Source organism: Actinacidiphila cocklensis (assembly GCF_907177275.1).
Lineage (GTDB): Bacteria > Actinomycetota > Actinomycetes > Streptomycetales > Streptomycetaceae > Actinacidiphila > Actinacidiphila cocklensis.
Map to the genome: position 1 here is coordinate 151,797 of NZ_CAJSLV010000048.1, position 13,758 is coordinate 165,554.

A 13,758-nucleotide genomic window follows, 5' to 3' on the forward strand; every position below is an offset into this window, starting at 1 on the left:
CCGGGAGATTACCCGGGGTGCGCGCCGGGGCGACAGCTTGGGCCTTGCGGCGGGGCGCCTCATTGCCGGCGGGGCTGGTCCTCAATCGCCGGACGGGCTCGGTTTTGTTGACGCCCGCGACCATCCACCCGCGCCTCCTCAAACGCCGGACGGGCTGGAATGTATGGCCCCCCGCGACGCGGGCCTACTCGCCTGAGGCCGGGAGTTTGGGGGGCTGGGTCGGGGTCCAGTGGCGGAGGGCATCGGATTCGATGGCGATCTGGTCGGTCAGCGAGGCCAGGTCGTCGGCGGTGGCGTGGTGGGCGCGGTCCTGGGCCGCCCAGCGGAGGGAGTCCGCGGAGTGGGTGACGTGGTGGACGCGGGTGGCCAGTTCGGGGAGGCGGGCCGCGACACGGGACTTGTCCGGCTCCCGTTCGAGGAGTTTCAGCTCGCCGTCGAGGGCGCGGGCGTGGTCGTTGAGGCGGGCCATCAGCGCGGCGGCCTCGGCGAGGGCGGCGTCGTCTGGGTGGCGCTCGTCCAGCGCGGCGAAGGTGCTGTCGATGGCGGTGCGCAGGTCGATCCGGAGCTGGACCACGTCGCCCGCGACGCCCGGTGACGTGTAGCGGCGGGCCTTGAGCTGGGCGTCCTCGACGACCCTGCGGGCCTGGGCGGTACCGCGGGTCACACCGCGTTTGACCGCGCGCACGGTTCGTACCGTCGCGACCGTGGCCAGCGCCGCGAAGATCAGCAGGAACAGGAGGACGACGATGCCGGCGGTTTCCACGGGCGGCTCCTCCTGAGAGTGCTCGGCGGACGGCGTGACGCGCCGCTCCCTCCACGGTAACCGCAGGGGCAGGCCGGTGGAATCCGGTGGATCCCCCAGCCTGCCCCTAGGTGGCGTGGCACGCGCTCAGATGACGATGTTGACCAGCTTCGGCGCCCGCACGATCACCTTGCGGATCGCCGCGCCGCCCAGGGCTGCGACGACCGCGGGGTCGGCCAGGGCCAGGGCCTCCAGCTCGGCCTCGGGGATGGCCGGGGGCACCTCCAGGCGGGCCTTGACCTTGCCCTTGATCTGGACGACGCAGGTCACTTCCGGGTCCTGGGCCAGGGCCGGGTCGGCGACGGGGAAGTCGGCGTGGGTCAGCGAGGCGGTGTGGCCCAGCTTGGACCACAGTTCCTCGGCAATGTGCGGCGCCAGCGGGGCGATCAGCAGCACCAGCTGTTCCGCGACCGCGCGCGGTACGGGCGCGGCGGCCTTGGTCAGGTGGTTGTTCAGCTCGGTGATCTTGGCGATGGCGGTGTTGAAGCGCAGTTCCGCCATGTCGCCGCTGACGCCGTCGATGGCCTTGTGCAGCGCGCGCAGCGTCTCCTCGTCGGGCTCGGCGTCGGAGACGGTGACCTCGCCGGTCGCCTCGTCCACCACGTTGCGCCACACCCGCTGCAGCAGCCGGTACTGGCCGACGACGGCCCGCGGCTCCCAGGGGCGGGAGACGTCCAGCGGCCCCATGGCCATCTCGTACAGCCGCAGCGTGTCGGCGCCGAACTCGGCGCAGATCTCGTCGGGCGTCACCGCGTTCTTCAGCGACTTGCCCATCTTGCCCAGCAGCCGGGTGACCCGCTCGCCGTTGTACCAGTACTCCCCGCCCAGCTCCTCGACCTCGGCGGCGGGGACGGCGATACGGCGGGCGTCGCGGTAGACGTACGCCTGGATCATGCCCTGGTTGTACAGCTTGTGGAACGGCTCGACGGACGAGATGTGGCCCAGGTCGAACAGCACCTTGTGCCAGAAGCGGGCGTACAGCAGGTGCAGCACGGCGTGCTCCGCGCCGCCGACGTACAGGTCGACGCCGCCGGCCGGCCGGCCGTCGCGCGGGCCCATCCAGTACGACTCGACCGCCGGGTCGACCAGCCGCTCGCTGTTGTTGGGGTCCAGGTAGCGCAGTTCGTACCAGCACGAGCCCGCCCAGTTGGGCATGGTGTTGGTCTCGCGGCGGTACGTGCGCGGGCCGTCGCCCAGGTCCAGTTCGACGGTGGTCCACTCGGCGTTGCGCGACAGCGGGGTCTCGGGCGAGGTGTCGGCGTCGTCCGGGTCGAAGGTGCGCGGGCTGTAGTCGTCGACCTCGGGCAGCTCGACGGGCAGCATCGAGTCGGGCAGGGCGTGCGGGACGCCGTCCTCGTCGTAGACGATCGGGAAGGGCTCGCCCCAGTAGCGCTGGCGGCTGAACAGCCAGTCGCGCAGCCGGTAGTTGACGGTGCCCTCGCCGATGCCGCGCTCGCTCAGCCACCGGGTGATCGCGGCCTTCGCCTCGACGACGCCCAGGCCGTCCAGCGAGATGCCCTCACCGGCGGAGTTGACGATCGTCGCGTCGTACGAGGCGAAGGCGTCGTCCCAGGTGGTGGTGTCGGTGCCGCGGCCGTCGGTCGGCTCGACGACGCAGCGCATGGGCAGTTCGAAGGCGCGGGCGAAGGCGAAGTCGCGGGTGTCGTGGGCGGGGACGGCCATGATGGCGCCGGTGCCGTAGCCCATCAGGACGTAGTCGGCGATGAAGACCGGGACGGGGTCGCCGCTGACCGGGTTCACGGCGAAGGCGCCGGTGAAGACACCGGTCTTGTCCTTGGCCTCCGCCTGCCTTTCCACGTCGGACTTCGACGCGGCCTGCTTGCGGTAGGCGGCGACGGCGTCGGCGGGCGTGGCATGGCCGCCGGTCCACACGGGGTGGGTGCCCTCGGGCCAGGCCGCGGGGACGATGGCCTCGACCAGTTCGTGCTCGGGCGCCAGCACCATGTACGTCGCGCCGAACAGCGTGTCCTGGCGGGTGGTGAAGACGGTGACGGCGGCGTCGGCGGACGCCTGGCCGTCGGCGGTGCGCACGGGGAAGTCGACCCGGGCGCCCTCGCTGCGGCCGATCCAGTTGCGCTGCTGCAGCTTGATCGCCTCGGGCCAGTCCAGCGCGTCCAGGTCGGACAGCAGCCGGTCGGCGTAGGCGGTGATGCGCATCATCCACTGGCGCAGGTTGGCCTTGAAGACCGGGTAGTTGCCGCGCTCGGAGCGGCCGTCCGCGGTGACCTCCTCGTTGGCCAGCACGGTGCCCAGGCCCGGGCACCAGTTGACCGGCGACTGGGCGGCGTACGCCAGCCGGTGGCCGCTCAGCACCTCGGACTGCTCGGCGGCGGTCAGCTCGGCCCAGGGGCGCCCGTCGGGGGTCTCGCGGGTGCCGTCGGCGAACTGCGCGACCAGCTCCGCGATCGGGCGGGCGCGGTCGGCGGCCTTGTCGTACCAGGAGTTGTAGATCTGCAGGAAGATCCACTGCGTCCAGCGGTAGTAGTCGGGGTCGATGGTCGCGAAGGAGCGGCGCCGGTCGTGGCCCAGGCCCAGCCGGCGCAGCTGCGCCTGCATGGTGACCATGTTCGCCTCGGTGGAGACCCGCGGGTGGGTGCCGGTCTGCACCGCGTACTGCTCGGCGGGCAGGCCGAAGGCGTCGAAGCCCAGTGTGTGCAGGACGTTGTGCCCGGTCATGCGCTGGAAGCGGGCGTAGACGTCGGTGGCGATGTAACCCAGCGGGTGGCCGACGTGCAGTCCCGCGCCCGAGGGGTACGGGAACATGTCCATGATGAACTTCTTGGGCCGGGCCGCCAGCTCCGGGTCGGAGTCCAGGTCGCCGCTGGGGTTCGCCGCGGCGAAGGTGCCCTCGGTCTCCCAGCGGTCCTGCCAGCGGCGCTCGATGTCGGCGGCCAGCTGTGCGGTGTAGCGGTGCGGCGCAGCCGTCTCGGCGGCCGGGGTGGTGTCGCTCATCGTCCTCGGTACTCCATCGATGTCATGACGGCTGCTGCGGCCCGTCTCTGCCCGTGTCCTGCCTGCACAAACAAAAAAGCCCCTCGCGCAGGAGGGGTGCCGCACCGACGTGGTTCGTTGTCAGCGCGGCTCGCTAAGCAGGAGGCTCATGGCTCGCATGCCGCCAGGTTACCGCAGCGGGCACGGCCCCCGCACCGTTGACCGGTGCGGGGGCCGCAGGACTCGCAGGTGCTGCTGCTGGTGCTCAGCGCCCGTGCTTGGGCGGCAGCGAGGACGTGACGTAGCCCTTGGCGGGCGTGCCCACCCCGGTGACGTCGTCGTATCCGACCGTGGCGTGCAGCGAGGCGTCGGCGCCGAGCGTCCGCAGGGACACGATGGTGCCCTCCGAGGCGTCGAAGGCGTTCGCGTAGTCCACACGGACCACGGCGAGGCCCTGGCCCTGACCCAGCGGGTGGTCGGTGACGTCGTGGTACGCGGACGTCCCGTACTTGTCGTAGATCAGCGGGTTGGCGAAGCCGATCGCGATGCCGTGCCTGGCCTGCTGTGCGAGGGCCTGGACGCCGGCGATGACCGGTGCGGCCAGCGACGTGCCGCCGATGCGGTACGTGCTGTACTGCAGCGACCCGTCGGGGTACGACTGGGTCTGGCCGACCAGGAAGCCGGTGTTCGGGTCGGCGACCGCCGCGATGTCGGGCTCGACACGCTGCTTGACGGTGCCGCCGTTGGCCAGCGCCAGCGAGTCGGGGACCACACCGCGCTGGTAGAACGGCTGGTCGTAGTACTTGCTGGTGCCGCCGCCCGCGCCGGAGGTGTACGGGCCGGGGAAGCCGGTCCAGGACTTTCCGTCGGCGGACAGCGGGGCGCGCTCGGTGCCCCAGCCGGTCTCCCACTGGTACTTGTCGTTCTTGCCGACCGCCAGCGAGGTGCCGCCGACGGAGGTGGCCCAGGGGGAGTTGCCGGGGACGTCGGCCTGCTTCACACCGGTGGAGGCGACGTTGTCGCCCGAGTCACCGGAGGAGAAGTAGAAGCCGATGCCCTCGACGGCACCCTGCTGGAAGACCTGGTCGTAGGCCGCCGCGATGTCCGGCGTCTCGTTGGCCTCGACGTCGCCCCAGGAGTTGGAGACGATGTCGGCCAGGTGGTTGTCGACGACCTTGTTCAGCGCGTCGAGCAGGTCGTTGTCGAAGCAGGAGGCACCGCCGACGTAGACGATGTCCGCGTCGGGGGCGACCGCGTGCACCGCCTCGACGTCGAGGGTCTCCTCGCCGTACCAACCGCCGGCACCGCAGTCGACCGTGCTGTTGTAGTCGGCCGGCAGGACCTGCGAGAGCTGGCCCTTCTTGTACTTCTGGCCGCCGGTGTCGTTGGCGTATCGTGCCGCGTCCTGCGCAATGTACGGCGACGCGTAGGCGTCGGTGATGGCCACCGTCACGCCCTTGCCGGTGTAATTGCCCGCGCCGTACGCGGCACGCAGCTGGTCGCCGGTGTACCCCTGGATGGCGTACGGGGCCTTGCTGCCGTATGCCGAGGGGTACTTCGGGTCGGTGTTCGAGCCGAAGTACGTGGAGAAGGGCCCGGCGTTCTTGAAGACCCCGTCCGGAGGCGGCAGCGCCTCGTCGTGGCTGGACTTCTTCGGTGCCGTGTCCAGACCGGTGACGGTGAGCACCGCGCCGTGCAGCGAGGCGGGCGCGGTGGCGTTGCCGGTCGGGGCGCGGTAGGTGTGGCCCGACTTGGTGTAGTTGTGCAGCTGGGTCCCGAACGCCTTCTCCGCGGCGGCCACGTCACCGGTGACGGAGAGGTAGTGCCGGTTGGCGCCGGTCACCTTCAGGCCCGAGGACTTCAGCCAGGCGGTGACCTCGGCGACCTGCGCCTTGGTCGCGCCGTACGCGGCCTGGGTCTGTGCTGCCGTCAGGTAGTGCCCGTAGGCGGACGAGTTCGGGTCGGAAACGGCCTTGGCGTAGGCCGCGAGGCCCTTGGCGTCCTTGCCGGCCAGGTAGACCCGGACGGTCACCTTGGCGGAGTCGGCGGTGGCGCCCTTGTCCGCCTGGGCGGTGGCCCACTGCGGCTTGGTGCCGGACAGGAGCTGGCGTCCGGCGGACGGATCGGCCGAGGCGGACTGGGTGCCAAGCGCGAGCGCGCTGGCGACCAGCGGCAGCGCGGCGGCGGCCACCAGTCCCACGCGCGTCCTTTTGCGCTCAAATCTCATGTAACCCCCATGCGAAGCGAGTTGTCGCGTTATTCGCGTTGGTCGCGCACTGCGGCGTCGCCGCTATGCGTACACGTCGTACCGCAGAGCGACACTCTTTCGCTGATCAGTTCATGCCAGGGGCATGAAAACACCAAGAGCAGGTCAAGGAACGATCTGCTCCGGACACTCCGGTGATCAGGCGAACCGACGCTAGCAGCACGGAAGTTGTCCCGACAGAGGGCATTTTCCCGACTGTGCGGGGCATTTCGGCCTCTCACCGCGGAACACCGCGGCCCGTCGCGACGGGGCGGTCCGCGGCAGGCCCTAGCCTCGGTCGGAGGGGCTGCGGTGACGAGCGAAGGGCAGGGCCGATGACTTTCCACGACCTCCACCACCAGGGCGACCTGCCGCTGCTGCTTCCCAACGCCTGGGACGTCGCCTCCGCGCTGGCCTTCGCCGGCGCGGGCTTCCCCGCCGTCGGCACGACCAGCTTCGGCGTCGCCGCGGCGGCCGGCGAACCGGACGGCGGGCGGGCCAGCAGGGACGCGACCCGTACGCTCGCCCGCCTGCTGGCGGGCCTGCCCGTCCACGTGACCGCGGACATCGAGGACGGCTACGCCGAGGACCCCGAGCAGGTCGCCGACTACGCGGCCTCGCTCGGCGTGGCCGGAATCAACCTGGAGGACAGCTCGGGCGGCGCGCTCGTCGACCCCGCGCTGCACGCGGCCAAGGTCGCCGCGGTCAAGAGCCGGGCGCCCGGCCTGTTCGTCAACGCCCGGGTCGACACCTACTGGCTCGGCCAGGACGCCGGCGTCGAGGCCTCGCTCGCCCGCGCGCTGGCCTACGTCGAGGCCGGCGCCGACGGCGTCTTCTTCCCCGGCGCCACCGCGCCCGACGACCTGCGCGCGCTGACCGCGGGCACCCCGGTCCCGGTCAACGTGCTGCTCGTACCGGGGCTCACCCTCGCGGAGCTGGGCTCGCTCGGGGTCCGCCGGGTGAGCACCGGCTCGCTGCCCTACCGCGCCGCGCTCGACGCGGCTGTCTCCGTCGCCACCGACGCGCGGGACGGTCGCACGCCCCAGAAGGCGACGCCGTACGCGGCGCTGCAGCAGCGGCTGGTACGCCACCAGGCGCTGTAGCAGAGGCTGGTACGCCACCACGAGACCCGGTGGCCCGCCGTCAGCGGTGGGACAGGACATTGACGACCCGGCCGTGCGGATCCCGCACGAAGAAGCGCCGCACACCCCACTCCTCGTCCTGCAGGGGATGGACGATCTCCGCCCCGCTCCCCCGCACCGCCTCGTAGACCGCGTCGACGTCGTCGACCTCCACGCTGATGTCGGCGACGACCGGCGCGGTCCGGTCCGCGGCCATGAAGCTGATCTGCGCCCCCGGGGCGGCGGGCGACGCGAGCGTCACGATCCACCCCAGGTCCATGGCCTCCTCGAAGCCCAGCAGCCCGTAGAAGCCGCGGCTCGCCGCCACGTCCTCCGACCGCACGTTGGGCACCACCCGGCGAACGCTCACGTCGACTTCCGATCTGTACCGACAACGGTCCCGGCACTACGATCCCCCCATGCCCTCCGGACCCCACTGACCGACCCGCCGTCCGCCACTCCATTGCGCGCGCGGACGCCCGGTCGCTCACGTCCCGTCGACTCCGGAGTTCCCCATGTCCCGCCCCGACCGGGGCAGCGCGTCCTATCGCGCTGTCCTCGCCCTGCCGCGCGCCCGCGCGCTCTTCGCCACCGCCACCCTGGCCCGCATGTCGTACGGCCTGCTGTCCCTGCCGCTGCTGCTCGCCGTACGCGACGGCACCGGCTCCTACGCCGTCGCCGGCACCGCCGCCGGCCTGTTCGGGCTGGCCTCCGCGCTCCTCGGCCCCTACCGGTCCCGGCTCGTCGAACACCACCGCGGCGCGCTCCCGGCCCTGACCCTCCTCTACGGCGCCCTGCTCGGCTGCCTCGCCGCCGGCTCCGCGCTCGGCACGGACGCCTGGCTCGCGGTGGCGCTCTCGGTGCTCGCCGGGGTCTTCCCACCGCCCGTGGGACCGCTGATGCGGACCCGCTGGGGCGAGCTGACCCGCAGCGAGGAGCAGCGGCAGACGGCGCTGAGCCTGGACGCCGTCACCGAGTCCACCGTCTTCGCCGTCGGCCCGGTCCTCGGCGGCCTGCTGACCGCCGCGACCTCCGCGCCCCTGTCGCTCGCGGCCACCGCGGCGGTCGCCGTCGCCGGCTTCACCGCCTTCGCGTCCGTCCTCGGCCCGGTCCGGGAAACACCGACATCGGAGGACGCGGAGGACGCGGCGAAGGCGCGGCGGCGACTCGGGCCGCCGCCCGCACCGGGCTTCGCCACCCTCCTGGTGGTGGTCCTCGGCAGCGGCAGCGCACTGGCGCTCGCCGAGGTGGGCGTCGTCGCCGCCCGCGGCGCGGCCGTCGCGGGTCCGCTGATGGCCGTGTGCGCGGTCGGCGGCGCCGTCGGCGGCCTCGTCTACGGCCGCACCCGCTGGCGCACGCCGCCGCACCGCCGGCTGCTGATCCTCGGGGCACTCGCCGCCGCCTGCTACGCACTGCCGGCCGCGGCGTCCGCGCCGGCCGCCGTCGCCCTCGGCCTGCTGCTGGCCGGAGCCTGCTCCGACACCCTGCTGATCACCGCGTACCTCCAGGTCGACACCCTGGTCGCGGCCGGCTCGCGCACCGAGGCGAGCGCCTGGATCAACACCGCGTACAACCTGGGCAGCGCTCTGGGCTCCGCCGCGGCGGGCGTCCTGATCTCGCGCTACGGCGCCGCTCCGGCATTCCCCGCGGCCACCGCGGTCCTGCTCGCCGCTACCGCCCTCGCAGCCCTCCTCGGCGCACGGCGCCCCACCGTCCGCCCGGCGGTGTGAGCCGGGCGGACAGGCGCAAAAGGCGAGGGTGGGGGGCGACGCCCCGCCACGCGAGGCTCAGCCGAGCACAAACGACGAGGGCGGAGTGTGGTCGCGATGTCCGCGAGCACACTCCGCCCTCGATCTTGTGGAGGTCCTGACCTCTTACTTGAACCTAGCTGACGAGGTCAGCGCCCTCCGCTCAGTCTTGACCCGCCTGTCAGGGCCGGACGCGCCAGCCGACGAGCCGGAACTTGAGGGAAAGGTGCGCGAAGTTAATCAGTGCTTCCCCCGCCTTGCCTCTCAGGCTGTGGACGGTCTTGGTGAGAGTTCCCCGGAGGCGACCTAGCGGCAGCTGGCGGGTCGTCCGGGCGCGACGGAACAGGGAGCGCCCACGACTTCGAGGGCGATGTCGCCTAGCGGCATCTTGGCGGAAGGCTTCATCACAGGTAGGAGGCCCACTCTCCCGTTGGGGGTCATCGGCTCGTGGGATGAGTCGAACCGAGCACGCTCCAACTTCATTACTCAACAAGACAAAAGGGCCGCACCGGCAGGCGGGTGGGTGCTACGTTATGGCGTATGTCGTCCAGCGCCGAAAACGCTTCGAGTATCGAAAAGATGATCCTCAAGCTACACGACTCTTGCATGAATCACATCAGACAGGCAGCACAATCAAACGAGTCGGAGATAAATCGAATTCTACACTTGGAGGCGGATCTTTTCACGTGGCTCGAAGCCCTGAAAGACAAGCCTGAAGCCCAACAATTCCAGTCAGCACATCGAGATTTTGGACTCGCATTCTATGCGGCAATGAGCGGTCTCTACCGGCAGGCCTTTTCCAGCCTAAGGTCGTTCATTGAAGTAACCGTCGGAGCAACATTCCTCAGCTCTCATGAATTTAAGCGCCGCCTATGGGTGAGTGGGGATATCGATATCAGCTGGAAGTCCATCGTATCGGCCGATGACGGACTATATTCCACATCGTTTCTGAACCAGTTTTGCCCAGAAGCGATGGGCGATAAGGAGGAGATGCTTGAGAGGCTAAAGCGAGCCTACCGTAGATGCTCTGAGTACATTCACGGGAATGTCTCGACTTCTCGATTGCTGCCCACCGACATCAACTACCGCGACGAAGTCGCGAAAGAGTGGATTACCGTAGCTTCCTCGTCCCTGTTGACGGTAATCCATTGCCTAATGGTGCGCTACTACAAAGACCTTCCCGCAGAGCAGAAGGGAACGGTTGAGGGGTCGCTTGAGGACCACTATTCCCACCTCATGTCCGTTAGAACACTGCTCGATCTTCCGATGGAGGAGAACAACACGTGAGCACAAACGAACTACACTTTCGCACGGAAGATCTCACACTGGAGGACGTTGAGAAGTATTTTGTAGAAACCGATGTCGATCGTCAGACAATCGATATTCTTAAGAGTAAAAAAACCGTGGTTCTACAGGGGGCTCGCGGCGTTGGGAAATCATTTCTTCTGAAGGTCGCCCAAAAGGAGATGGATGACGAATTTTCCAACTCTAAGACCCTTGCAGTCTATGTCACCTTCAATAAAGCTGGCCTCCTCCAGACATCCGAGCCGGAACGATTCAAGCATTGGATGCTTGCCAAGATCTGCAATCGGATCATTAGGGAAGCACGCAAGAAGGGGGTGCTTCAAAACCACAGCAGCGTATTTTCGACCCTCTCTGCTGGAGGGGACGACGAGGTCACTGCTTCACGTCTCGAAACCCTCTGGCGCGGGCTGGAAGACGCCTGGAAAACAGACTCGCCTCCAATCCAGGCAGATTCAGGCCTCGACCCCGAGATGATCAAGGATGCCGTCGAGGATCTGTGTGATGAAACAGGTGTTGGCAGGGTTGTCCTTCTCGTTGACGAAGCGGCTCATGTCTTCATCCCCGAGCAGCAGAGACAATTTTTCACGGTAATGCGAGACCTCAGGAGCCCGTATCTTTCAGTTAAAGCAGCCGTGTACCCTGGCGTCACCTATTTTGGCGACTCCTTTCAGATGAGCCATGACGCCGAACTAATTAACGTTAACCGAAATATTTTGGACCCCGAGTATCTGAGTTCCATGAGGCAAATTGTGATTCGACAGGATCCCAGCCTTGAAGTAATAGTCAACCGTCACGGCGCGGTATTCGACGCTCTAGCTTTCGCCGCAAGCGGTAATCCTCGAACACTACTGAAGACAATGTCTTCCGCTTCCCCCCTCAATACCAATAACGCTCAGCGAGTAATGAGGGAGTACTATCGCGACATAATCTGGTCAGAGCATTCCGCTCTTGGAGATCGTTATATAGGCCACCGCACCGTGATCGACTGGGGTCGCGAGTTTCTACAGCAAGAAGTAATTCCGATGCTACGCAGGAACCAACGCAACTCGGGTGACCCGGACAAGCGCGTATTCTTGTGGATCCATCGGGATGCGCCGGCAGCGGTGAAGGAAGCATTGCGCCTGCTTTGCTACAGCGGAATCTTGCACGAAGCTGGCAGCGGATTGGTCGCCACTCGCGGTGTAACGGGTACTCGATACATGTTGAATATCGGCACTCGAACCGGACCCGAGTCGGATCCTGTAACTGCAACGAATTGGCTAAGGGAGGCGATTTCGATCAAGCGGATGATCGAATTTGGGGCCAATCATGAACTGTATGGAAGTATCGCGAAGCTCGACGTGGAAAGAATGGACGAGGTTCGGCAAGAGTTCATCAAATCTCAGCTCGATCGGAGTGTTGACCAGCTGGACATGACGGCTTTTGCTCGACAAAAACTCAGAGAGCTTGGATTCGACACCGTAGGGAAGATCCTTGCCGCCTCCGAGGCCGACTTCCAGCAAGCCAGGTACGTCGGCGCTGTCCGTTCACGCCGGATGATGAACATAGCCACCGCCGCAGTAATGGAGTACCTTTCCGGCTGAGATTCCCCCATTCATTCCTTCGCTATCCGAGCGCCCTCGACTCGCAATTCCCTATCGAGCTTAGATTTCTTCCAGGGATGTACAGCAACGAGCACCGTTCCAGACTCGTTCGAAGCTCTCCGCGTAGTTCGCGCCGAGCATCCCGGCTTCGGTCAGGCGGGCATGGAAGACCGGGGCGGTTGCTGCGGGTTGGGCGTAGACGTGGGGGTTGATGAGTAGGTCGTCGTCCGCGCGGTAGATGGAGTTGTACAGCGCCGTGCGGTGGAGGCGGACTTCCACGGCAGGTAGCAGAGCCAGCGGCCGGAGCAGGGCGAGGGCGTTGCGGATACGGGCGGACATGGCGTCGCCGATGCCCTCGGACTCGCCTCGCTCGGCCACCTCCGGGCTGTCCGGGTCGCCGAGTAGGAGGCGGACCTGGACGCCCGCGCGAGCCTTGTCGGCCAGGGTGTGCAGGATGCCGGGGTCCTCGACTAGGAACAGGGCGCTGTACGCGAGGATGCCGATCTCCCGTTCGGCGCCCGCGAAGTGGCGGAGCCACGTCTCACGCGGCACCGCCCAACGGTGCGGGTAGATCGTCAGGATCTCGCCGCCCGGAGGAACGCGCGGGCGCGAGTGTGCCGCGTTGGGCCACAGCTCGTGCTCGCCCCGGCCGACCAGTGCCGCGAGCGCAGCGCGGTTGCGCGCGTAGGGAACGCGGCCGGCGCACCACTGCTCGACGGTCTTCGGATCGACGTCGAGTCGGGCCGCGACATCGGCGGAGTCGAGGCCGGCGGACATGAGGGCGCGACGGAGCGCGTCGTTCACGCTTCCCCCTTGTTCGGGGTGTGGACGACTTCAGACTAGCCAAGAAATCCCTAGACGTCCCTCAAGACGTGGTGTCCGCGCCGCCGTATCGCCCCGAATCTCTCGTAAGGGACCCCGCGACCGCGCAGCCGGCCGGGGGCATGGCCACTCTGCGAGGGAGAGACGACGTGCAAGTGCCGCAGCACCACCTGTTCGGATGGACGGGACCTGAGCAATGACCACAGGCACACCCGCAACGCACGTCGACGAGCGCCCCACCGCCGTATTCAGGATCTGGCCGCGCAGCGTCCGTTCGGTGACCCGAGCACGGCACCTCCTGGCGCAGCACCTGGACGTCTGGGGCCTACCCCACCTCTCCGAATCGGCCGAGCTGGTGATCTCCGAGCTGGTCACGAACGCGGTCAATCACGCCCGCTCGCCGCGCGGGCACCTCATCGGAACCCGCTTCGAACGCCTTGAGAGCGGCGGCGTGCGCATCGAGGTCCATGACGCCAGCGAGCGCAAGCCGGAGCTCCGGGAAGCCTCCGCAGATGCGGAGTTCGGACGGGGGCTGGCCCTGGTCGACGCGCTCACCAATGGCCAATGGGGCGTGAGCATCCGCGAGGGGCCGGGCAAGATGGTCTGGGCCGTCTGCACCAACGACGAGAAGATCGGGACTCCCCAGTGACGCCCGGAGCGGATGACGTCCCGTCTCCTCTCAGGCCGGACTCGGCGACACCGCAGCATGGCGCGCAGTGCTTGAAGTGCGGTGGCGACCTGGTGGTGTGCACGCAGTGCGAGTCGACGTCCTACTGTCCGGCCTGCGCCCTACCGCGCCGACGCAAGCGCACGCGCGTCCTGCGACAGGACCCGGCAGGGGTGACATGGGCACGGGAGAAGGCCGGTCTGACCAAGAGGGCGCTTGCCCAGCAAGTGGGCATCTCCGAACAGCTCATGGGCGAGATCGAGTCCGGATGGGGCAACGCCACACCCGCGTACCTGGCCAAGATCGCCGAGGTGCTGAGGTGCCCCGTCGTCATCCTGGAGCGCAACCCTCCTGATCCGAACCGCCCGAGTGCTGCCCCTACTCGGCACGGCCAGTAGAAGACCCGATCGATCACACCCGATGGCTGCCGATTCCGGGCAAGGGCAGTGCACAACCTCCTCTGTACCGGCTGCGGCGCGATCACGTGCCGCAGCCGATACGGGCGAACTCCGC

At 68.1% G+C, this 13,758-nt stretch carries 11 protein-coding genes; 6 read left to right on the forward strand and 5 right to left on the reverse strand.

What is annotated here, in order from left to right:
• Positions 1-184: 184 nt before the first annotated feature.
• The 3 genes from NFU81_RS11695 to NFU81_RS11705 form a co-directional block, all read right to left on the reverse strand.
• Entirely contained in the window at positions 185-763 is a 579-nt protein-coding gene (locus tag NFU81_RS11695) for a hypothetical protein (RefSeq protein WP_251488490.1), read from the reverse strand.
• A 126-nt stretch (positions 764-889) separates the two neighbouring features.
• Positions 890-3,775: a leucine--tRNA ligase gene (leuS, locus tag NFU81_RS11700; protein ID WP_251488492.1), complete on the reverse strand. Its 2,886-nt coding sequence runs from the start codon at positions 3,773-3,775 to the stop codon at positions 890-892.
• 244 nt (positions 3,776-4,019) lie between these two features.
• Positions 4,020-5,981 carry a S53 family peptidase gene (locus tag NFU81_RS11705; RefSeq protein ID WP_251488495.1) on the reverse strand — a complete coding sequence of 654 codons (1,962 nt, stop codon included), beginning with the start codon at positions 5,979-5,981 and terminating at the stop codon, positions 4,020-4,022.
• 353 nt (positions 5,982-6,334) lie between these two features.
• Here NFU81_RS11705 and NFU81_RS11710 point away from each other — a divergent pair, with 353 nt between their 5' ends.
• Positions 6,335-7,102, forward strand: coding sequence for an isocitrate lyase/PEP mutase family protein (locus NFU81_RS11710; protein ID WP_251488497.1), 768 nt, complete (start codon positions 6,335-6,337; stop codon positions 7,100-7,102).
• 40 nt (positions 7,103-7,142) lie between these two features.
• On the opposite strand, the gene NFU81_RS11715 is transcribed toward NFU81_RS11710, so the two are convergent.
• The gene (locus NFU81_RS11715; protein WP_251488499.1) at positions 7,143-7,490 is read right to left on the reverse strand and encodes a VOC family protein; all 348 of its coding nucleotides are present in this window, start codon (positions 7,488-7,490) and stop codon (positions 7,143-7,145) included.
• Between the two features lie 145 nt (positions 7,491-7,635).
• Here NFU81_RS11715 and NFU81_RS11720 point away from each other — a divergent pair, with 145 nt between their 5' ends.
• From NFU81_RS11720 to NFU81_RS11730, 3 genes are all read left to right on the forward strand, one after another.
• Entirely contained in the window at positions 7,636-8,850 is a 1,215-nt protein-coding gene (locus NFU81_RS11720; RefSeq protein WP_251488501.1) for an MFS transporter, read from the forward strand.
• 558 nt (positions 8,851-9,408) lie between these two features.
• Positions 9,409-10,155, forward strand: a complete 747-nt coding sequence (locus tag NFU81_RS11725; protein ID WP_251488503.1) for a hypothetical protein — start codon at positions 9,409-9,411, stop codon at positions 10,153-10,155.
• Positions 10,152-11,756, forward strand: a complete 1,605-nt coding sequence (locus NFU81_RS11730) for an ORC-CDC6 family AAA ATPase (RefSeq protein WP_251488505.1) — start codon at positions 10,152-10,154, stop codon at positions 11,754-11,756. Before NFU81_RS11725 ends, NFU81_RS11730 begins: the two co-directional genes overlap by 4 nt.
• Positions 11,757-11,816: 60 nt before the next feature.
• On the opposite strand, the gene NFU81_RS11735 is transcribed toward NFU81_RS11730, so the two are convergent.
• Complete coding sequence (locus NFU81_RS11735) at positions 11,817-12,560, reverse strand: phospholipase D-like domain-containing protein (protein WP_251488507.1); 744 nt, start codon at positions 12,558-12,560, stop codon at positions 11,817-11,819.
• A 214-nt stretch (positions 12,561-12,774) separates the two neighbouring features.
• Here NFU81_RS11735 and NFU81_RS11740 point away from each other — a divergent pair, with 214 nt between their 5' ends.
• Both NFU81_RS11740 and NFU81_RS11745 read left to right on the forward strand, forming a co-directional pair.
• Entirely contained in the window at positions 12,775-13,227 is a 453-nt protein-coding gene (locus NFU81_RS11740; RefSeq protein ID WP_251488509.1) for an ATP-binding protein, read from the forward strand.
• Between the two features lie 191 nt (positions 13,228-13,418).
• On the forward strand, positions 13,419-13,643 hold the full coding sequence (locus NFU81_RS11745; protein WP_251488512.1) for a helix-turn-helix domain-containing protein: 225 nt from the start codon (positions 13,419-13,421) through the stop codon (positions 13,641-13,643).
• Positions 13,644-13,758: the final 115 nt, after the last annotated feature.